At 37.3% G+C, this 22,937-nt stretch carries 15 protein-coding genes; 6 read left to right on the top strand and 9 right to left on the bottom strand.

Annotated elements, in window-relative coordinates; genetic code table 11:
• Positions 1–94: 94 nt before the first annotated feature.
• The 7 genes from I6F40_RS16880 to bcsR form a co-directional block, all read right to left on the bottom strand.
• Complete coding sequence (locus I6F40_RS16880; protein ID WP_166378828.1) at positions 95–1,588, bottom strand: peptide MFS transporter; 1,494 nt, start codon at positions 1,586–1,588, stop codon at positions 95–97.
• Positions 1,589–1,834: 246 nt separating this feature from the next.
• Complete coding sequence (locus tag I6F40_RS16875) at positions 1,835–5,653, bottom strand: cellulose synthase subunit BcsC-related outer membrane protein (RefSeq protein ID WP_166378826.1); 3,819 nt, start codon at positions 5,651–5,653, stop codon at positions 1,835–1,837.
• Complete coding sequence (gene bcsZ / locus I6F40_RS16870) at positions 5,644–6,774, bottom strand: cellulose synthase complex periplasmic endoglucanase BcsZ (protein WP_166378824.1); 1,131 nt, start codon at positions 6,772–6,774, stop codon at positions 5,644–5,646. The genes I6F40_RS16875 and bcsZ overlap by 10 nt, the downstream gene beginning before the upstream one ends.
• A complete protein-coding gene (bcsB, locus tag I6F40_RS16865; RefSeq protein ID WP_197193228.1) occupies positions 6,774–9,020 on the bottom strand; it encodes a cellulose biosynthesis cyclic di-GMP-binding regulatory protein BcsB in 2,247 nt (748 codons plus the stop codon). The genes bcsZ and bcsB overlap by 1 nt, the downstream gene beginning before the upstream one ends.
• On the bottom strand, positions 9,013–11,682 hold the full coding sequence (gene bcsA / locus I6F40_RS16860) for a UDP-forming cellulose synthase catalytic subunit (RefSeq protein WP_166378820.1): 2,670 nt from the start codon (positions 11,680–11,682) through the stop codon (positions 9,013–9,015). Before bcsA ends, bcsB begins: the two co-directional genes overlap by 8 nt.
• A 1-nt stretch (position 11,683) precedes the next feature.
• Positions 11,684–12,400, bottom strand: a complete 717-nt coding sequence (gene bcsQ / locus I6F40_RS16855) for a cellulose biosynthesis protein BcsQ (protein WP_197193227.1) — start codon at positions 12,398–12,400, stop codon at positions 11,684–11,686.
• A gap of 8 nt (positions 12,401–12,408) precedes the next feature.
• Positions 12,409–12,612, bottom strand: a complete 204-nt coding sequence (gene bcsR / locus I6F40_RS16850) for a BcsR/BcsP family cellulose biosynthesis protein (protein ID WP_166378816.1) — start codon at positions 12,610–12,612, stop codon at positions 12,409–12,411.
• A 114-nt stretch (positions 12,613–12,726) separates the two neighbouring features.
• Between bcsR and bcsE the strand changes: the two genes are divergently transcribed.
• The 4 genes from bcsE (at position 12,727) to I6F40_RS16830 (ending at position 18,647) form a co-directional block, all read left to right on the top strand.
• On the top strand, positions 12,727–14,349 hold the full coding sequence (gene bcsE / locus I6F40_RS16845; protein ID WP_197193226.1) for a cellulose biosynthesis protein BcsE: 1,623 nt from the start codon (positions 12,727–12,729) through the stop codon (positions 14,347–14,349).
• Between the two features lie 169 nt (positions 14,350–14,518).
• Positions 14,519–16,099: a cellulose biosynthesis protein BcsG gene (gene bcsG / locus I6F40_RS16840; RefSeq protein ID WP_166378812.1), complete on the top strand. Its 1,581-nt coding sequence runs from the start codon at positions 14,519–14,521 to the stop codon at positions 16,097–16,099.
• A gap of 193 nt (positions 16,100–16,292) precedes the next feature.
• Positions 16,293–17,849, top strand: coding sequence for a transcriptional regulator TyrR (tyrR, locus tag I6F40_RS16835; RefSeq protein ID WP_166378809.1), 1,557 nt, complete (start codon positions 16,293–16,295; stop codon positions 17,847–17,849).
• A 261-nt stretch (positions 17,850–18,110) separates the two neighbouring features.
• The gene (locus I6F40_RS16830) at positions 18,111–18,647 is read left to right on the top strand and encodes a thioesterase family protein (RefSeq protein ID WP_166378807.1); all 537 of its coding nucleotides are present in this window, start codon (positions 18,111–18,113) and stop codon (positions 18,645–18,647) included.
• Between the two features lie 99 nt (positions 18,648–18,746).
• Here I6F40_RS16830 and I6F40_RS16825 read toward each other — a convergent pair whose 3' ends face one another.
• Both I6F40_RS16825 and I6F40_RS16820 read right to left on the bottom strand, forming a co-directional pair.
• The gene (locus tag I6F40_RS16825) at positions 18,747–19,400 is read right to left on the bottom strand and encodes an OmpW/AlkL family protein (protein ID WP_166378805.1); all 654 of its coding nucleotides are present in this window, start codon (positions 19,398–19,400) and stop codon (positions 18,747–18,749) included.
• A 426-nt stretch (positions 19,401–19,826) separates the two neighbouring features.
• Positions 19,827–21,533: a GNAT family N-acyltransferase gene (locus I6F40_RS16820; RefSeq protein WP_166378803.1), complete on the bottom strand. Its 1,707-nt coding sequence runs from the start codon at positions 21,531–21,533 to the stop codon at positions 19,827–19,829.
• 129 nt (positions 21,534–21,662) lie between these two features.
• Between I6F40_RS16820 and I6F40_RS16815 the strand changes: the two genes are divergently transcribed.
• Both I6F40_RS16815 and I6F40_RS19830 read left to right on the top strand, forming a co-directional pair.
• Entirely contained in the window at positions 21,663–22,583 is a 921-nt protein-coding gene (locus tag I6F40_RS16815) for a 2-hydroxyacid dehydrogenase (protein ID WP_166378801.1), read from the top strand.
• 94 nt (positions 22,584–22,677) lie between these two features.
• On the top strand, positions 22,678–22,812 hold the full coding sequence (locus tag I6F40_RS19830) for a hypothetical protein (protein WP_269435507.1): 135 nt from the start codon (positions 22,678–22,680) through the stop codon (positions 22,810–22,812).
• Positions 22,813–22,937 lie beyond the last annotated feature (125 nt).

Genomic DNA, 22,937 nt, shown 5'->3' with positions numbered 1-22,937 from the left:
GAGTGTGTGGGGGCAAAGTTGAATAAAAAAATTCCCCCATAGAAGCTATGGAGGAATGTTCAGGTTATGTTGTTATATTTAAAATAAACAACAATTAAGAGGCTTTCTCTTCTAACCCTTGTTTTTCCCATACTTTAGCTTTAAAGGTCATTAGTACTAAAACAACACCAACACCAATGCTAAATAATGCAATTTGTAAATATAAGTTAGGAATTTCATCAACATTATTCGGATCGAAATTACCAGCAAGTAAACCTGCAATAATATTACCGATTGAGTAAGTTAATACAAATACACCCATCATTTGACCTGTGTAACGTTTAGGCGATAACTTACTTACCGCACTTAATGCTACAGGGCTTAAACAAAGTTCACCCACAGTATGCAAAAAGTACGTAGTAACAAGCCAGTAAGGCGCTACTTTTAAGCCTTCAGCTGCGTAATGAGCCGCCATAAACATAACTAAAAATCCTGATGCCATGATAATTAAACCAAGCGCACACTTAACACTATAGCTAGGTGACACTAAACTTTTAGATAAATTAATCCAAAGCGCTGCAAAAAATGGCGATAAAGCAATAATAAACAGCGAGTTTAATGATTGAAACCAAGTGGTAGGGATTTCAAAAGTACCAATAAGACGGTCAGTATAGTCGCGAGCAAATAAATTTAATGATGAACCGGCTTGTTCAAAGCCTGACCAAAAACATGCAGATGCAATACATACTAAAAAGAGTGCCCACATTCTTTGTTTTTCGGCATCAGTTAATTTACCCGTAAAGTAAATAACACCAAAATAAACAAAAAATATAACAGTGAATACAATCGCGGTGTAACCTGCAACAACTGTAGGGTTAATAATAATAGTGCCAGTCATCGCGGCGGTGGTAATTGCAGCCGCTGCAATTATAAATATAGCAATACCACCCCAAGCGCGTGAAGTGCCTTTTGGACCTAATGGATTAGCTGGTAAAGCACTGTGCTCAGGTAAGTTATTAAGTGAGCGTTTATACTGCACTAAACCAATAGCCATACCAACAGCTGCTGCACCAAACGCCCAGTGCCAACCTACGTTTTCCATAAAGTAACCACAAACGTAGTAACCAATTAAAGAACCTAAGTTAATACCCATGTAGTAAATAGCGTAACCGCCATCACGACGCTCATCAGCATCGCTGTATAATTGGCCGACCATTGCGCTGATATTTGGTTTTAGCAAACCAGTACCTGTTGCTACAAATATTAAGCCAATGAAAAAAGAATAATCATGTGGAATAGCCAAAATAATATGACCAATCATAATAATTATGCCGCCATACCATACTGCTTTTTGACCGCCGAACAATCTATCAGCTAGCCAACCACCAGGTAAACCTAAAAAGTATACTGCGCCTGTGTACAAACCATAGATTGCAGCAGCTGATGCAACAGTAAAGGCAAGGCCTTCTTCTTGTAAGCTTGCTGTCATAAACAATACGAGCATAGCTCGCATACCGTAATAACTCATTCGTTCCCACATTTCAGTGAAGAACAATGTTGAAAGTCCTTTAGGGTGGCCAAACCAGCCACTATCTGGAGCTGAACTCATATTTACTTCCTAACTTTAAGTATTGTTATGATGGCCTTATAATTTTTTGCTTTAGCTATTTTAGAATTTGTAACGACTAAAATGCTCGACCATCAGTATATTATTTGTAGCTAAGATAATGATTTGCTATATGGCAGTAACACCACAAGGTAAGAGACACACCCTTATCCTAGTTACAATTGCGCTCAAGTATACATATACCTTAGTGCTAGGGGAAGTATTCGCGGTATATCACCCTATGCCAAGTTAAAACTCAGCATAAGGAACAATTGGAGTACCTGGAAACTCAAGTGTTCCGTACACAGGATTAAAGTAATAACGTATATAAAGCTGACCAAAATTTGGCTCGTAGAAGTCAGAACGATCAATGGCTAAGTAGCCACCAAAAAACCAATTTGGCGTAATTCTATACTCAAAACTACCTTCAAGGTTATATGAAACACCAGAACTTGTTTCACCTTCAAAAATAGGGTCAACACCTGTTATTGATTCTATAGCGTATGCGTCTAATTGCAGATTAGTGTTGTTGGGGAAGAAATCAATAGATTGAGTCGTTGTTTGTGAATACGAAACACCGGTTTTTAATCGATAAACAAAATCATCGCCCCAACGTGCATCATAAGTGAGAGGTACAGATAAACCTACATAGTTTTGTGGGCTGTAATAACCACCATGGCCCCATGTTTCTTCACTTAAATTATATTTGTATGCCCAATGTAATAAGCTAGCGCCTGCGGTAAATTCACGATCTTGATTGCTAATTACACGGTAATAAGTGCCGCCCATCATACGATAGCGTTGATTGTCTTTTACATTTTGGCCTTTATACAGGGTAAAGTCGGCACTTGACCAAAAACCCCATTTTCCGCCTAAGTCGTGCGATACATTAGCAGTTAGGCCTGTAGAGCGTACACCACCCCAAACTTCACCTGTTTTTACATCTTTAAGACCTGCATAAGAAAGTACCGAACTTGTAACTGGGCGCTTTTCAAGTTCGAGGCTGTAACCAAAGTCGCCAAAACTGTCTGCGTAATTTACACCCCATACAATATCTTCAATTAAAAAGCCGAGTGGGGTCGTACCTACATCAACACGCCAGTTTTCATTTTGCCAACCAATACCTACATCTACACCACTTTCCTGTGGTGTTACTTCATCGATTGAACAGGTGAAAATACACAGTGCACCTTGTCCATAGCGACTGCCAGCAAATTGCTCATCAAAACGCGTTGTTTGTGCGCTAATAGTAGTCGGGTCTATTTTAATAAACCCTTGGCCTTGCCAAAGAGGAAAGTAAGCTTCAATTGGGACTAAGCCTGCACCAAGCGTTGCTTCGCTTTCAGTACTTGTTTGTCCGCTAAAGTTAACACCAATGGCAATGTAAGCTTGGTTTTTATTTTGCTCGTTTATTAGCTCCCGTTTAGCACCGTTTACATACCATTCGTCGTTTTCATCTATTTTTGAAAGCGCCCCGTAAAGTTCTTTTTCATTTAATGTACGATTAGGAAATAGGGTTTGTGCGTACCAAGATTGTGCTTGTTCGGTTTCATTAAACTTACTGGCTACTTGAGCACCTAAATAGCGTAACTCTTGATCGTTGGGTGACTTTTCAACAAGTTGGTTAGCTAAATAAAGTGCATCCCCTGAGTAATTAAACTCATTAAGAGATGACATGATTTGGCGTTGTAAATAACCTTCTTGCGACGTGGTTTGCGTAATCGCTTTTTGCGTTACTTCTTTTGCTTGAAAGTCGTCCCCAAGTTCTAGGTAGGTATTAGCAATAGCGAGCAGTGCCTGAGGCTCTATGGTTTGTTTATTTTGTACTTTTTGCTGATACAAAATAACGGCCGCTTCGCGCTGTTCAAGTGCTAAATTTGCATTAATAAGGGCAGTAGTTGTTGCTGGAGTATTTTTATATTTTTGATCCAGCTGGTTAAGCTTCGCGATTAAATCACTACCAATGTAATACTGAGTAATATAGCTATTTTGTAGTTGTACATATTGAGTTGTTTCGTTTTCAGTGGCGCTCTCTGGTAGTACGTAATTTTCAAACCATTGCTTCGTTTTATTCTCATCACCTTGATTTAAAAGCCATTCACCATAAAGTGTATGCCAATAAGCAGAAAGCGAAGGCTCAGCTTTCAGTGCTTTGTTTATAAGTTTTATAGCGTGCTTTTTTTCGTCGATTCTATACCAGCTTCGTGATAACTCAGCCTGCATAGCAGGTGTTAAGCTCTGTGCTTCTAAGTTACTTAAATGATAAATAGCAGTGGCTTTATCTTTAGCGTCAAGGTGGCGCTCACTTTGTGTTAAAGATTCATTAAGTTGCAGCTGCTGTTCAAGCGCAATAATGTCTTTATCTCTGGATTTAAATGGAATGTACTGCAAGGTTTTAATAGCACCTTGATAGTCATCAAGAGAGCGTAAAAAAAGCGCGTGGCTGTAACGAATCTGAGGGTTCAACGGGAATTGCCACAGCACATTATTAAATAAAGCGCGGGCCTCTTCTGTCAGCCCCTTTTGTTGGTATATAAAGGCTAAATCGTAGTATAACCAAGGCTGTTCTGGCGCTATTTCAATAGCGTCTTTTAATACTTTTTCGGCTTCCTCTAAATCTCCCGACTGTGCAAACGTATTTGCCTTTGCGCGGTACTGACTGCTTAAAGATACAGAATAAGATTCTTTAATTAGTTTCTTTTGATTAAACGATAAGCTGTTATAAAAAGAGGTTAGGGCTTTTTCATTCTGATCTAATTCAGCTATTTCAAGTAGGCCTATTAAAGCGCTGCTATTAAGTGGATCACTTCTTAAAACAATTTGATATGTAAGTGCAGCCTGTGAATATTGCCCTTGAGCAAATTGTAATAAACCTTTGTTATATATTACTGTATTAGTTTCTTGCTCTAAGGTGGCTGCTAAATCAAGCTTAAGCTTAGCCGTTTTAAATTCTTTATTATTAATGGCATTTTTAGCTTCGCGTATATAAAGCCAAAGCTTAGCTGTTTTTGCTAATTCTTGTAGTGTTTCACGTTCAGCGAACTCAGTTGTGTACTTTTGTGCACGAGTAAAATATTGATACGATTTTTGGTTTTCACCAAGGCGTAAATAGAGTGTGCCAAGGCTTCGCATTATAGCGCCGTCTTGCGGTCGGCCTCTTAAAGCTTTTAAAAGTAAAGGCTCTGCGGCAGCAAGTTTATTTTTCTCAAGTAATCTATCGCCCCTAACCCAAAGCTGATAGGCGGGGTCGACAAGAAGTGTTTGACGTTTTTTATAATCTTTTAGAAAATCTTGGTATTGTAATTCACCTTTACTACTAAAAGGATAAAGAGTGAAATAGCGCTGATACTGCTTAACTGTATCATTCGTTAAGGGCATTTCTAGCAAAGCACTAAGCCAAATATATTCTACTTCATTAATAAAAGTAGAGCCTGCGCCATATTTACTTAAAATATCAATCGCTTTTTTATCTGTAAGATTACGCCTAAGTATGTGACGGGCATAAGCAATTTCTATCTGCGCAATACTTGGGTAGCTTTGAGTTAATTTATTATAGCCTTTTTTAACACTTTCCCATTGGGAGCTATCTTGTCCATACCAGCTTAAATGCTCAAGCTCGTAACCTAATGTAGGGTAGACGTTTTTAAAAATATTATTATAGATTTCGCGAGCTTGTTCATAACGACCCGCACGAGCCAATAATTTAGCTTGCTGAATTGAAGATTTGTCTTTTCCTTCAGTACGAGAAAGAACTTTTAGCTTTTCAACGCACGGAGCTTGTTTGGTAAGCCCATTATCTATTTTACTTAGTAATTGGTTGGCTTTCGCTGATTCGCCATTGGCAAAATCATAACGCGCTACTGCGCACTGTGTTTCTATGCGGGCAGGGGCAATAGCGACTAGCTTTCGCAAGCTATCTTCAACTAGTTTTTTATTTTGCTGTGCTTCACCAATACCTATTTGGCTTAGTAACCAATCAACAGATTGCGTATCAATATCGTTGACTGTGTTAGCGCTTAATCCAGAGCTAAGCGCTAATGTGCAAGCGAGGGCAAACCTTAACGGCATTCAGTGCTCCATACCGGTTGTAGCGTCCCATCTGCTGTAATTGAAAAACGCTTATTTAAAGCACTTGTACCAAACAAGTTAAGTACGCTGTCGTAATAACGAGTCTGGGTAAATGATTTATCAATCATTAGTTTTTGCTGAATCGCCATTACTGTAGAATTATCGTTATTAGTCGCTAGTAAAGGTAATAAAGCTGAGTTAAAGCCTAGAGGGCCTCTTTTTTCAGATTTTCCTGATTTAGCAAAAGTATTTAAAGGCACGTAACCACGTTTATTAATTGTTTCTATAAAAGGGTTGAATTGCGCTAATAGCTCTTTTTTATAAGGCGCGTTGTCTGCCATCATACTTGCCCATAAATACACTCTAATAGCGTTGTAACTGCCCAAGTCGCTCGTTTTTTTATCGTAATAAAAGCCGTTATTTGCATCAAACATTACCCAGTCAGGGCTAACACCTTGCTTTGCTGTATCTAAAATCAACTTTGCTGAGCCTTCGTGCAGTTGATGCCAAGGCGAGTGTGGATAAAGCATTTTAAACTGCTGATAAATAAATAACGGTGAGTAGCTCGGGTTTAACTTAAAACGCTCATTATCAAATTCAAAACCAGTAGGGGCGGGTAGTAATGATAAACCTAGCCCCGAAATATAGGCGGTTTCTTCACGCATTATCCGCTTCGCAAGTACGGCTGCTAATATGCTGTAGCGGCGGTCATCCCAAAGAATAGCAGCTTGCGATAAACTGTATGCTATCCATAAGTCAGAATCAGACGCTGGATTTGAATCTAAAATTCCGCCAACATTTTGATTGTTAACACCCCATTGCCATGCTGGTAAACGAGTGCTTAAATCACCCTCTGACAAATGTTCTTGCGTCCAATCCAGGACTAGGTCAAACATTGCTTTGTCATTTGCTACGACAGCAAAAAATAAGGCATAAGATTGGCCTTCAGAGGTTGTGACTTTTTGCTCACTCCCCAAATCAATAACGCGACCATCTTGGCTTATAAAGTTACTTTTAAACGTTTGCCATGCATCCCATGGTTGGCATTGCTCTATTTGTGCATTGGCATTAAAGGTAAATAATGCAATCACGGTAAAAAATACATTAATGAGTGACTTCATTACTTATCTCCTTCAGCTAATCGCTTGTATGTTAATGCTTGCAGTAATCGCCATATTATAAATGAGATCAACAGTAGTGTTAAAATAGACAATAGCGCTAGTACAAATGGGTGATCCGATAAATGGAACCAAATTAGGGTATGCACAGGAATATGACCAACAAAATATTGCTCATCAGTTTTAATTGTCTTAATGCCTTGAGAATTTATGACCGCAGCACTGCCTTTAATTTGCGCAAGAGCTTCTGAACTCATTAACGCATCATCTAGTAGAGTAAAGGCTTTTTGTGATGTTGCACTAAGCGATACAATTGAACGCTCTGAATCAAACGGTGATTGAAAGCCAGTAATAACGGCCATATCACCACTACTTTTTATACTTACTTGGACTTTATCTGTTGTCTGCTCATCGTAAGCACCATTGTATATGGCTTGTTTTATAGCGCGCTGATTATTATCAAGCAGGATATTGGTTTGCGCATCTTCATCTAAGTTATTAGCAATGCTATTAGGTTTTGCGATAACTAAGATATCTTTATCATCTAAGTTGGCATCTTGATTTAAATGAGCAACACTTATTCTATGAGCGGGGTAGCCTGTAATAGCACCAAAGTGGCCTGTTAAATTAAACAATACAGATAGTGCTTTAGGTGATGGAACTTCATCTATCAATACTAAAGTTTGTTGTAAGTCTGCGTATTTTGTAAATGGGAATCCGCTATTTGCAAATACATTTAAATCAGGCAAAGCCATGTAATGATCAAACCCACTTACATCAATGTTAGAGTTTCCATCAATTACCCCGTACTCGCCACCAGGTGGAGCAATGGCACACTCGCCTTTTTTAAGTACTGCAAATCTAAAGTCAAAATTTAACTCATTTCGGCTGGCAAGATTAATACCGTCTAATGAAAAGTCTTCAGCGCTTTGCGTTGTGTCTGTATTAGCGATTAAAGGCAGCAACGTTTTAGCAGTAGTTAACGATGTGTCTTTTTTATCAAGTAAAAAACCACTTATAAATTCTTTGTTTATTAGCATGTTTAAACGTGAATTTAAGGTTTCGCTCTCTGGCGTATTACGGTATTGCAAAGTAATAGGGATACCTTTTTCACGCCAAGTAAATAAATCAGGTGCAAAACGAACATTTAGTTTAATAGGCCCATTGTTAAGGCCTTCAGCTTGTAACTGAGTTGGATAGTCAATAAGTTCGTCAAAGTGCACGGGACGATCGTTTCTAAGCCATCTCGGCGCATCATAAGCTTTACGCAGTGGGAGTTTGTTAATTGCTTCGATGCTTGCACTTCGGCCAGTCATAATTTTATGACCAAACACAAGACCAGTAACCGCTGTTTTTAAGTCTTTTTCGTCACGCCCTAAAATTAGCAGCATTTTATTGTATCTGTGAATAGGGCTTGAAATTAGCTCGACGGTTGGCTTTTCAACATCTGGATAATCTTTTAAAAAATCAGGTTTTGAGTCATTAGTAATAAACACCACACTGTGCTGCTCTGGTGCTTTATTTAAAACTACGGGAAAGTTAGCGCCACGCCAGTCTGCTTGTGCGCCAAACCAACTTGATAAAGTGGCTGCCGCTTCTATAGCTTGTGTATTAGGTGTGCTTGCAAATACAAAAGGTAAGTTTAATTTGTTGTAATCTTTAGCATCAAAAAATGGTTCTGGTAAATATTCAAGGCGGCTATCAATTGCTAACTGTTTTTGATCAAGCGTGATGTGGCTTGATTTGTTTATTTCAGTCCAAATTGAGCGGCTAAAGTAATCTTGGCATCGTAAGTCGTAGTAGCCAACTAGTTCAAAGCGAATTTGGTTGTAGTCTTGAATGTATTTAGCATTTAGGTCTAGACTATGACTTACCGTATTTTTTACAATACTTAATTGCTCATTAATAGGTAAAACAGTAACTAAGTTATCGTTAAAATAAACTTTTAAATGCGATACATTAGCCAGCAATGAAGGTGAGTTAGTATACGAAAAGTTAAGCTTTAAATTAGTGCTTAATTTATCAATTCTATTTGTGAAATCGACTCGAGAATTATTATTCACGCCGTCGAGTTTATAGTCGTTGAATCCTAACTTTTCAAAGCTAAGACGTAGACTAGATACCTGAGCGCTCTCAGGGTAGCCATTTACAAACATAGTTTTGTCGTGCATAGGCTCGATAGCGAGCACTTGATATGCGCTACTAATAAGTAACAATGCTAGAAATGTATTAAGTAACTTTTTAATCATAATTATTATGCACTATCGGTTTTTTTGGAGTAAATGAATTTATGTAAATGACAGTATTAGTCATAAACTTAATTATTGGTTGTAACGCTCTTGGAGCATGAAATAGTAAATTACTAAAGCCCCGTAAACTGGTTTTTTGTACTTCTTTGAAGCTATATGATGGACGGTCATGTCTAAAGTTATTTTGCCAATCTAACCAAGCATCTGCTCTGGAGAAAGTACATTGTATAAAAGCTCTTTGCTTTTCGAGAGATAAATCTTTAAGTGTAAGGCCAATTTGTTTTTTACGGGTATTACATACATAAGTTGTAAACGAAAATTGCTTGTTACCGCGACTCATTAGTAATTCAATTTTATCGTTAACGCGGCATAAATGTGCGTGTTCAGTCTCTATGCCTACACCGTTATCTGAATAATCCGTTATTTTTACTTTTAAAGTATGACCATTTGCTAAACGAACGCCGGCAGGAAAGTTTGCCTTTATACGATGCGAGTGTCTCACTTGGCGAGCCTCAGCAGCAACCGCAACCGCAGCACCCAAAATAATAATATTATAAAAAGCCCAACCCATACTTATTATAAGTACGCCAATCTGGCTTGAATCACCTAAAAACAGACGTAATACACCCACTATTATTCCAAGTAAGTTAATAAGTAAGAGAATTAAATACGGTTTTGAAATCCCCCAGTCGTAATGCTCTTCATCATTTAAACCGCCTTTTTCGGTTACGTTAAATTTACCTTTATTAGGATTAAATAAAGCAACGGTAGTTGGTTTTAATATGTACCAAGCAAGTACTGACTCATACACTTCCCCCCAGAAGGAGTAACGGTATTTACCTTGAATGCGTGAGTTAGTTGCTTTTATCTGAATTAACGTTGGCACCACATAGATAAAAATAGCGATAAAAGGGGCATAAATTATGTACGCGTTAAAATATATCAACGCTAAAGGGGCTGTTAAAAATACAATGCGGGGAATACCAGAAAGGAAATGCAGCATTGCATTTATATAACATAACCGTTGAGGAAAGCTTAAGCCTTTACCCATTAACGGATTATCAAGTCTAAATATTTGCGCCATACCACGCGCCCAGCGAATTCGTTGACCTATATGCGCTGATAGACTGTCGGTGGCAAGACCTGCGGCTTGTGGAATGTTTATATAAGCAGTTTTATAACCAGCTCGCTGCATACGAAGAGCCGTGTGAGCATCCTCAGTTACTGTTTCAAACGCAAAGCCGCCAATATCATCAAGTGCTGCTCGTTTTAATACGGCGCAAGAACCACAAAAGAAGGTTGCATCCCACATGTCGTTACCGTCTTGAATTAGTCCATAAAACAACATGTTTTCGTTAGGGATTTGACTGTGGTTATTAAGATTTCGCTCAAATGGGTCTGCTGAGAAAAAGTGGTGCGGCGTTTGAACCAAACACAGCTTACTGTCTTTTAAAAATTGGCCCATTGTCATTTGCAAAAACGAGCGAGCAGGCACGTGGTCACAATCAAAAATTGCAATATATTCGCCATCAGTATAGCGCATAGCGCTATTCATATTACCGGCTTTAGCATGATTGTTATCCGAACGAGCTAAATAGCCGACTCCAATTTCCTCTGCAAATTCCTTAAACTCTGAGCGCTTACCATCATCTAATATATAAACATTTAACTTGTCTGCAGGCCAATCGATACTTAAAGCAGCGAGAGTAGTGGGTCTTACAACGCTTAATGGCTCGTTATAAGTTGGAATATATACATCAACCGTTGGCCATAAGTCAGTATTTTTTGGTAAAGGTATTGGTTTTCGCTCAAGTGGATTAATTGTTTGGAAAAACCCTAAAATAAGTACAAGCCAGGCATAAGTTTCAGCAAGTAGTAAGCCGCCACCTAGTGCAAGTGCAAGCGGATCATCCCAATTTAAAGTCTCAGTATAACGCCACCATAAGTAACGAGAAGACGTAGTTACTGACAGGGTGATCATAACAATGGTTGCCATTTGGCCTTTTACCCGCTTAAGTGCATACGCAACTAACAAAATAAAGCTTATAAAAATGGCTTGAGCTTCTAAGCTAAAAGGAATTGTAATGAATATTGCTAATAAAAATAAAATAAACGCGAGAATGACATACTTAACTAATTTATTTTGCCATACACGCGCATCAGCTATTGCCTTAGTAGCACTTTTTTTAGGACCTTTTTTATTTTTTGATAGTAGGCGCTTTAATAATTTACCTAACTTTAAATCAAACCAACGTAATTGTCTTAAAAGAAAGCTAACGCCACCGTAAAAATAATTAATGGCATCTTCTTTTACTGAGCTCGGTTTAAGTTGGTTTTTAAAAAATACTAAAAAAACACTTTGTATAACAAAGCGTAATATATTTGAGTAAATATAGGTTCGGTAAGGTAGCCTTAAATGGGGGTAGTAGTCATAAAGGGTAAACTCAAAGCTGATTTTATGCTGCTTAATGTTTATAAATAGCGAGCTTAAAAGTGTAATAAATGGCATTAAAAAAGCTTCAATTACATTTACTTTGTGTTGATTAAAGTAGCTATGAAACTTGAATAAAATGTACCTTACTAACTTATCAGTAAATAAAACACTTAGCAGCAAGTATAAAGTGCTGTGAATGGGGCGCTGATAAAATAGTGTAATACTCATTTTATAAGGCCGCTTTACTAACTAGCCAACCAGCTAGCGTTTCAAAGTCATCGTTTGCGATACTATATGGCGCGCAATTGAGTGCTACATTTCTATAGGCGGTTGACTCTTTGATAACTTCGTCACTGTTGATAAAAAAGGGAGCTATAAGAGGAAGTGTTGATTGCCATAGGGAAAACAAGTCAAATTCTAGCGTTGATGCAGAATTATAGCGATTAACTAAAAAGTAATGCTTCCAATTGTTATCTGAATTCTTGAGTGTTTGTAGGCGTCTATAAATTAAACTATGGCAAATGGCATCACAATTAACCAATTCAATTACAATATCGTTTTTCTCTAACGGATAGTAAGGAAGGTTGATATGCGAAGGACAGTCAAAAAGTACCCAGGCTTGGTCGCTGTAATTTAGATTTTTGCATTTATCGACCATGGTAGTGATGTCATTGATGCTAGTGCCATCGTTGTCACCAAACGGTAAAAATATAACACCATCGTTATCTTGATGAAAATGCGCAAGTGCATCTTCAATGCAGGCTTCATTACTCCAGCCTTTGGTGTATTTCCACGGTAAACCAAAATGCAAACCTAAGTCACTTTTAGTATCTAAATCGATAGCAATAACATCAACGTCAGATTTTTTTAGTACGCACGCAAGGTTAGCAACTACAGAAGTGCTACCTAAGCCGCCTTTGATACCTTTAATGAAAACTCTTTGCAACGGATGTTTTACCTATCGTTAATTGAACGAGCTTGAATGTTTAGTTCGTTATTTATTTCTTTAAGTAATGCATATTTATTAATTGTATTTTTATTTTGCTGCTTGTTTACAATTTCTATGTAGTCATCGCTCTTTCCACCAAAACGCAGTACAAGGTTTTCTACGTCACTTGATGTTAACGTTTGTGAGTTTTTAGAGCTTAAGTTATTCATCTTCACCTTTGTAGTTACGTTAATTATTTTGATTAAAAGTAGACAATATTTTGCTATTATATATAGAATAACGGTTAAAACTAGTAAAGAAGTATTTTTAATAGGGCATTTCAAGTGCATAACTTTAACATAACAGGATTAGAGCCTGTTGCAAAAGAGTTAAAATTGGCTTCAAGTTATGCTGTTTTAGCCCCTTTAGATAATTTAGTGATAGAACTTGCTTTACATGCAATTAATCCAAGTTTAATTAATGATATATTTATAGTTTCTCAAGAGGTTGAGTCATTTTTTGATTCTTCTTTTTCTGCGCCATTAAATTATGCTTATGAGCATAATCGAGTACATCCCTTTTCGTTGACTCCAGAAACACTGCACTATTCAATTGAACGAATTAATTCAGGTATTATAAAAGAGATAAGTGCTTATAAACGCCTAAACGAAGCGCTTATTTTTGTTCACTTTAATACGAGACTGCTAAACAGTGCTGGTGAAAAAAGCTTAGAACTGATGATGAAGGGGTACAACGATTTTGTTCGTAGTACAGGGGCAACATTATTATTTTTAATATCAGGGCCTGGTATTGCTAATTATCGCTTTTTAGTTAGGCGATTAAATAATGTATTTGATGGGCTTGTTTTTGTCGATAACGATTCTGTAGCGCGAGTACTTGGATATGATTATTGGCGACATAGCACAGGTGTTATTGCTGGTGAGTATTATCGTCTAATATTAAGTAACAATCAGTTTGTTGTTGAAGCGGGGTCGATAAGTGAGGGGAATAAACCTAAAGGCTCAGACTTCTCTGATGAAGGTGACGTCTGGCTCGTACAAAGTGCTGTGCCCGAAGGTACTAAATTACCTTTGCACTATAAAAGTGTAAAAAATAATAATGATTTATTCGCTATAGGCCCAAAATTAGAAGCTGCCACATTGGTGTTTTCAGTAACGCGTTACACCGATTTAGCATTATTAGGTAAACAGTGCTTTGAACTTAGAAAAAACTGCGGACGCTGGTTAAAACTTGTTATTCAAAATGTAGATGGTGTTATTCGTCATCAAGATGAATGCTTATTTTTAACTTTGGGTGTAAACCTTATTTTGTACAGCTTTTCAGAGCCCTCTCGATTACTCTCACAAATTCAATCTATTCAAGGGTTTAAGTTTTCAAGACCTTTGCCACCCTCAGTTGAGGATGTGTTGAAATACACTGAAAATACCTTTTCTAAAGGTTACTTACCTTTCAATGAGTTTACAAAACAAGTAGAAATTCATAGTGACTCAGCGGTTAACTTAGGTGTGAGTGGTGTGTTAGTGAAGCTTGAATTATTACCAAGAATTGATCCTATTCACCCTTTGCATTTATTTCACATTAAGCGTGAAGGTGATGTATTTAGTCTTGCAGAAAATACAGTTTACTTATACCTGCATGCTTGTAGAGAAAATGATGTTGATAATGCAATTAAGCATTTGTTTAAATTAAAAACGAGTGATTTTTTTGTGCAGCAAAATGTAATTTCTGACCATTTTTATATTCAACAAGAATGTAAGCAATTGAGGCGTTTTTATAAAGGTAAAAGTATTATAGATTTCTCAAAAAAACTTGCTGAAAATAATAATTATAAATTTGCACCTGATATAGCACAAAGTGTTACTGAAAATATGGAAGCACCCGATTTTTCTAACGAAAGCCGCCCCGATGCTAAGCCTTATGTAATGAAATTAAGAGATAGTTTATGAGTATAAACCAGCTTTTAATTACCATATTTTTTGCAATGCTGCTTGGCGCTGTGCTTTGTGTGCTAGGCAAATACATTTTATCTAAAATAACAAAATATTATTATAAACTTACTTTTAAACATAAAGTACTAGAGCCTTATACACCAAATACAGTAAAAAAGGATAAGCAGTGAAATTATCAGGTTTAGGGGTTTGGAACCTTTATTTTTTAGTTAAGTTTGCTCTGTTTTATTACGGTGCAATTGATTTTAACGTATTAACTAATGCGGCTTTTGCTGCATTGCTTGCGATTAAATTTAAACAGCCATTAATAGAGAAGGCAAAACATATAGTAGGTGCTGTGTTTGCTGTGGTATTACTTTACCAAGACTCATGGTTGCCACCAATAAACAGATTGACTAAACAAGCGGGTAACGTTCAAGATTTTAGTTTCGGTTACTTTGTTGAGTTATTAACCCGTGTTATTAACATTGATATGTTATTGGCATTGTTCGTAATTAGTGTGTGTTTTTGGTATACATCGCAATGGATACGCTTTACAACAGTCACTATCATTGGGCTGTTAGTTGTGGGTTGGCAAGGGAGCAGCTCTCAATCACAATTCGTTAATAATGCGGCTAACCCTCAATCGGTTACACAAAATCAAAGCAATCCCCAAACACAAGTGATCACTCAAGCGGCTCAATCTCCCGATCAAAAACTAGCTGATTTTTATCAACAACAAAGCTTATTAATGAGCCATTTTCCAAGCCAAGCAAATGGCGAGTTGTTTGATGTAATTATTTTGAACATATGTTCAATGGCTGTTGCTGATTTAAATGCTATTGGTGTAAGTATTACTGACATGTATAAAGATTTTGATGTGGTGTTTTCAGACTTCAACTCGGCTACATCATACAGCGGTCCGGCTGCGGTAAGGCTGCTACGTGCCAGTTGTGGGCAAACGAGCCAAACAGCACTATTTAAAGAGGCGCCTGAACAATGCCACTTATTTAAAAACCTAGAGAGACTAGGTTATCAAAATAATGTTGTGATGAATCACGACGGACATTTTGATGAGTTTAAAGGCTTAATCAATAAGTACGGAGGCTTAGATAGCACGCCTTTTAATATTGATTCAATGCCAGTTGCGCTCCGAGGATTTGATAATAGTCCAATTTACTCAGATGAAGCAGTGCTGGATAGTTGGTTAGAGCAAGCTGATGATTGTAAGCCTTGTGCAATGTACTACAACACAACAAGTTTACATGACGGTAATCAGCTAGAGAATCAACCAAGGGTGAATAGTAAAGAAACATACCCCATCAGACATAAAAACTTGTTTGCAGATATTAACCAATTTGTAAAAAAATTAGAAAAGCGTGGCCGCAATGTTATGTTAATGATAGTGCCTGAACACGGCGCTAATTTAAAAGGTGATAAAGTGCAATTTGCAGGTTTACGTGAAATCCCTAGCCCTGCGATTGTGTCTGTACCTGTAGCGATTAAATTTATAGGCCCAGACGTACAAAACTACTCGCAAATTGTGGTTGATGATTCAACAAGTTACTTTGCGCTTTCAGAGCTGGTAAGTAAGACGCTGCAAACTGATGTGTTTGGTGGGAATAATAGTGTTGCTAATTTACTTGAAAACCTACCTAAAGCACCTAAAGTTGCTGAAAATGAAGGCACAATAATGATGTATGTTAACCAACGACCATTCATACAATTAGATGGTGGTGATTGGTCAGCTTACCCACAAGGTAAGTAGTTCCATAATAAGATTTAATAAACAGCACTGGTATAGTTAAGTATAAATATCAGTGCTGTTTTTCTTCATTTAATTACATCCCACCCTTTGGCTCTAAAAGCTATTTTGTCCAAAAATGTTTACAATAAACTACCTTCTCAAAGCGACTTAGCGTATTATTCGGCTAATATAGTTTTTCCTTCTTTGAGGATGTATGCGTCTAGATATTCACTGTGCTGATCGAATTGGTATTGCTCAAGAAATCCTTAATATATTAGTTAACTACAGCGTTGATCTAAAAGGAATTGAAGTTGATTCTGTCAACTGTCGTATGTACGTTAGTTTTCCTGAAATTGAATTTGAACAATTCCAAAAAATTATGCCATCGATACGTTTAATCGACGGCGTACATGATGTACGTACCACTGCATTCTTACCATCTGAGCGTGAACACAACGAACTAAATACTTTACTACGTGCCTTACCTGATGGAGTTATCTCTATTGATGCTAAAGGCTGGGTACGCTTGTGTAATGATGCAGCATGTAAAGATTTACAGCTTGCTGAAAAAGAAGTTATTGGGGAAAATATTAATAACTTACTTAAAGGCTTTAACTTTACACGTTGGTTAGAAGGTAAAGAAGTACTCGGACAAACCACTCGCGTTGAAGTTGCTGGTGAGGATTTTATTGCAGACATTTTGCCAATTGCGGTACCGCAAGGTAGTGAAGGTGATGTTCTTGCTGGTGCGGTTATTAACATTAAATCGCAAAGTCGGTTAGGGCAGCAAGTCAGTGCATTTAGACGTTACGGACAAGAAAGTTTTGCCACTATCCATAATTTTAGTACGTCAATGCGCCGAGTAGTGCGCGAAGCACGCAAAATGGCGCAATTAGAAGCCCCAATTTTGATTACTGGCGAAACAGGCACTGGTAAAGAATTATTAGCTAGAGCGTGCCATTATGCTTCCAATCGCTCTGTTAAGCCTTTTATTGCGCTGTCGTGTGCTTCACTTCCTGATGATGTTGCTGAGTCTGAATTATTTGGTTATGCCGGATACGAAGAAAATACAGCGCCAAAGCGCGGTGTATTAGAGCAAGCCGATGGTGGAACTGTATTTTTAGATGAAGTTGGCGAAATGTCGACTCAACTACAAACTAAGTTATTGCGCTTTTTACAAGATGGTACATTTAGAAAAGTAGGTGATGAGAACGAGGTTAAAGTAAATGTTCGTATTGTTGCTGCTACTCAAAAAGACTTACCCGCAATGGTACAAGAAGGGGTTTTTAGAGAAGACTTATATTACCGTATAAACGTGCTCACTTTGGAAATTGCGCCACTCAGAGACAGGAAAGCAGATGTAGGACCACTAGCTGAGCATTTTATTCAAAAATATGCGCAGCAAAATGGCCATGCAATACCTGTTTTATCGCAAGAGTGCTTGAGCTTTTTACAAGCGTATCCGTGGCCAGGAAATGTTCGTCAGCTTGAAAATGCAATTTACCGTGCAGTGTCGTTACTAGATGACAGCGAGCTACGTGTTGAGCATTTACAGTTACCCACTTTTACCCATGATTTAGGGTATTTAGAATCTGATTTTGAAGGCTCACTAGACCAAGCCGTTAAACGTTTTGAAGCAACCTTACTTCGTAAACTCTACCCAGCTTATCCGAGCTCACGCCAGTTAGCTAAGCGATTAGGCCTAAGCCATACAGCCATAGCTAATAAGTTACGTGATTACGGCATTAATCGAAAAACAGTTAAAGTTTAGCTTTTAAATATGGGTACTCGCTTTTAGTGCCCGTTTTGTTATCACCTTCTTTATAATAATATAAGCTTTTTATCGGATAATAATAAAGTCAGTCACTGAAACGTAATTAGGTGTTGTTCTGGTTAGCCAATTGATAATATGAATTCCTATTTAATAGGCTAGTTTTCTTATTGTAATAACGATTTAAGATTAAAGTAGAATATACGTCCTCGTAAGAGGCTATGCTACACTGAAATATATTTAACTGGTAAGACCTTTTTTGTGAATCTATATATTCGACTTTTATTATTATTTTTCAAAATTAAACGTAACAAGCAATATCAAAATTTACTTGATACAGTAAATATTGATTACAAAGCTTTACCTACTGATTGTGACATTAATCTACACTTAACTAATTCACGTTATCTCGCGATGATGGATTTATCTCGCACTTGGATGACTGAGCGAGTTGGTTTACTAAAGCAAATAATGAAACGTCGTTGGTTTCCGATTGTCAACGCGACGGCCATTACTTATATCCGTGATATTAAACCTATGCAGCGATACACAATAAGCACTAGGTTAGTTGGATGGGATCATAAATACTTTTATATTGAGCAAAAGTTTCACTCAGAACGAGGCTTACATGCTATCGCTTATGTACGCGGTGTATTTAAAAGTAAAAAGGGTATTATAAGTATTGAAGAAATGCTTGAAGTTGCTGGTTTTGATGGTCAAACGCCTATATTGCCAAGTGAAGTTATGCACTGGAAAGAAATGCTAGAGCAGAAAAAAATAAGTAACTTACCCAAGTAACTTACCCAAGTAACTTATAATTTTATAAATGAAAAAAGGCCTTTCGGCCTTTCAACACACATTGTAATTGGGTAACTACGTGCTTCTTTATTATATGCTTTAAAAGCTATATCTAACACCGAACATAGCAACAACAGGGTCAAGCTCAACAGTTGATGTAAGTGCTTTTGCACCATTAGCATAAACAGTCGCATCTGTATCAATATCCATAATTGATACCATAGCGTGTAAACCCCAGTTTGCATCAATTTTATAGTTAGCACCTACCTGCGCTATAAAACCAAACGAATCATCTAATTTTACTTCTACATCGTCTGTTCCCAGCGTCGCTTTAAGTGCTTCAGAAGGCTGCTCATCAAAAAATGCAGTGTAGTTTATGCCTACACCTATAAAAGGTCTTAGCGCATAGCTTGTATCTAAAAAGTGGTATTGCGCAACTAATGACGGCGGAAGTTGTTTTATATCTGCAATTTTATTACCCGCTAAGCCACCAGCGCCATTCACATCGTGTGAAAAAGGTGTTGCAGCTATCAGTTCCAACACCCATTGATCGTTAAATGCATAATCTACGGTGATACCCAGTTGAGTATCAGAATCACCTTTAAGACCCAGTGTAGGCGCTTCATTGATTGCTGAGCTACTATTATCAGGATTTACGTTAATAGCGCCAACATTTACGCTAAAGTTAGCGTGCGCAGCAGGAGAGAGTGCTAATAGAGAGGTTAATAATGCGATGCTAATTTGAGTTTTCATGTTGTTCTCCAAGAACTACTGTTTGATTGACGCTAGTATTACCGAGAAATAAATATGAAAACCTGTTCTAGATCAAAGTTTAAAAATATTTTATTCTTGTGAAATTTTTTATTGATTTAGATTAACTTTAGTGTCGTTCTGCTTTCATAAAGATTGACATATTTGTTTGATTAACAGTCACATGAATATATTAATACTGACCTTGCTTGGCTATAGGCTCGTATTTTAATAAAGGCTTTTTGAACAATAAATTTTGCCATAACATATCTTTAGTCGCATTCGTAAAACAATTAAAACAGGGGGATTTAAAAAAGCTCTAGAAGATCCAAAATGCTATTGAGTGGGTATTTTATAAATAATTAAATATGAACTAAGTACTTTGTAAGTTATGAAAGTACTAGGTGGGCTGGTCTTATCTATTAATAGTTATTTTAAATAACGTTTAGCTTTGTTTTCTTTAACATTTTCAAGATCGACTAACACCAATCCATCAATGCAATTATTAAAATCGGGATCAATACTAAAACTTAAAAATTGCACACCACCCGGTTTGCAAAGTTCAGTGTATTGTTTAAATAAAGTAGGGACTTGAGCACCTATATTAGCTAACACATGTTTTAACTCTACAAAATCTTCTTTCACGTTATCTCCGCAAAAAAGAGTATGGCATTGGATTAGCTGTTGCTCAGTTAACTTAAACTCATTATTAGGCGTAGCTAGTTCAATACTGCTTTTATAGTAATGCTGATAGTAATAAACGAGCATGGCTTTTGCTCGCTCGGGTAGTGCGTTTGATACGCTTACAGCTCCAAATAAATATCTGTACTGTGGATAGCTTTTTATAAAAGCGCCAATACCATACCATAAATAGTCGAGGCTCTTACGACCCCAATATTTAGGTTGCACAAAGCTTCTACCAAGCTCAATTCCTTGGTGTAGATAAGGCGTCATAGCATCAGTGTAAGAAAACAAACTATCAGTATATAAACCTTCTCGGCCATGTTTTTGTATTATCTGTTGTGCGCAGGCTAATCGATATGCGCCCACCAACTCCAGTTGCATAGGATCCCACAGTACAAGATGTTGGTAATCCATATCGTATTTATCTATATCACGGCGTTTACCGCTACCTTCGCCTACTGCTCTAAATGCGATTTCTCTAAGGCGCCCTAGTTCTCTAAAAATAGGTGAGCTACCAGTATATTGATATAGATGAATATGCATACCGTCTTGCGTTTTGCCGAGTAGTTGGCACTGCTCAATTGCTTTTTTTAGCTCCTTCCTGCATTCGGGAACAGCGATAGGTGTTTGTGTTTTTAGCGGCAGCGCTTTTTTTGTAGTAAGCCTATAAAGCTGTTTACGGATAAGGTTTACAACTTCTTTATCTTTAAGGTTTTCTATTAAGTAAGATTGAGGAGGGATAGAGGCTCCAATTTCAAACTCTAAAGATTTTTGGCGCTGCTTAAACATTTCTGCGACTAATAGTAAACTTGCCAACGGTTTATAAATCATTGAGGTGCCATAAAAAAGTGGACTGTTTTTGGCTTTAATATAAATAGGTAAAATAGGGCAATTGGCTTTTTTTGCCATACGTAAAAAGCCACTATTCCATTTGCAGTCTTTAATGCCAGTTGGCCCTAATCGCGACACTTCTCCTGCCGGAAATATAAGCAATGCACCATCATCTTTTAAATGGTTTTGTATGTTACTAAGCTCTTGCTTTTTACTCATACCAGATAAATTATCAACGGGGAGCAAAAGTGAGTGCATTGGGGTAACCGACATCAACATGCGGTTTGCCACTACTTTTAAATCCTGTCTTACAGTTGAAAGCACTTTAATAAGTGCTAAAGCATCTAAAGAGCCAATAGGGTGGTTGGCAACGATAACAAGTTTACCTTCATTGGGAATATGCTCTATTTGCTTAGGTTTATAGCGAGTATCAAAATTGAGCTCATCAAGAACTTGCTCTACAAATTCTAATCCTTGTAGATGGGGGTACGTATCACCAAAAGCGATAAATTCTTGTTCATGTAATAAATAGCCTAGGCCTTTTTTTACTAAACCTTTTACTTTTGGAGAGTTCTCTAGTTGTGGTAAGTTTGCAGCAATTACTTTATCAACACTTATCATATTAACCTCATATTCCGTTTGGCCTATTTGCCATACATGTAATATTAAAAAAAGGGTGTGACAGTTACTTTGCAGTTGTGTGACTTTTTAAAGTGCTAACTTATAAACTATGTATTGTTAGGAGAATTTATGTCGGTATTGGTTGCTATAACTGGGCGTGACAACACAAAACTAATAACGAAGTTACAAGAACGATTACCAAATACGTTGATAGAGCAGTGGCCTGATTGCGAAAACGTAAATGATGTGGATTTTGTACTTGCATGGAAGGCACCAGAATCTATGTGGGCGCAGCTCCCTAACTTAAAGGCTGTGTCGTCATTTGGTGCTGGAGTAGACAGCATTGATTTAACACTGCTTGCACAAAATGTTGAAGTAGTACGTATTGTTGACATGCAACTGGCTGAGGATATGGCTGAGTATGTACTTACACATGTGTTGGCGCAAAAGTTACGTTTAAAAGAGTATTACATTAAACAGACGCAGCAAACATGGAAGCCAAAACGTGCATACAGTAATAAACATGTCGGTATACTTGGGTTCGGTGAATTAGGTAGAGCCTGTGCTCAAAAACTTGTAACTAATGGTTTTAAAGTAAGTGCCTGGGCGCAAAGTAATAAAAGCACGACTAATGTAGATATTTTTTATGGTGAAGAAGGGCTTAACTATATGCTTCCTGAGGTTGATTATCTCGTTTGCCTATTACCCCTCACGCAAGCAACGACAGGTATTATTAATCACTCAATGCTTGCAAAGCTACCTTCACATGCGGTTGTTATTAATGTGGCACGTGGTCCTCATGTGGTTGAGCAAGACTTACTAAATGCATTAAATAACGATAGATTACGCGCTGCTACCCTCGATGTATTTGATCAAGAACCATTACCACAAAACCACCCTTACTGGGAGAACCCAAAAATTACGCTTACACCACATTGCGCGGCACTTTCTGATTTAAATAGTGTTATAGATCAAATTGTCGATAATATTGAATGTTTAAAGGAAGGCCTAGCACTTAATAATTCAATAAATAGAACTAAAGGTTATTAGTAGATAGGTAATTAGTTTAAAAATAGCTTGTTAACATAGGTAATTTTTATTAGTCTGAAGATGTTCTCACTAATAAAAATAAAAAGAGGGTCTTATGAAGTCGAATCAAAGTGGTGTAAAGTTAAGTTTAGTCGTAATTTCAATTATTATACTCGGTGTTTCAGCTTGGTTTAATCAAGCTAACGCAGATGATACTCCTCCTAAAATTGAGTCAACAATAGCTGACTAATCTCGCTAACTATACTTTTCCCAATTGTTGTATCTCTACTGGTCGCTATTTTTGTCGGCGTCCTAGTATAACCTTCCCGCAGTGATGATTCAGCACTGTATAGGTGGTTAAAACAGCAAATAGCT

The sequence above is a fragment of the Pseudoalteromonas sp. SWXJ133 genome (assembly GCF_015864365.1).
GTDB classification, from domain to species: Bacteria; Pseudomonadota; Gammaproteobacteria; order Enterobacterales; family Alteromonadaceae; genus Pseudoalteromonas; species Pseudoalteromonas arctica.
The sequence above is the reverse complement of the archived record's forward strand: the minus strand, read 5'-3'. Positions and strand labels throughout refer to the sequence as shown.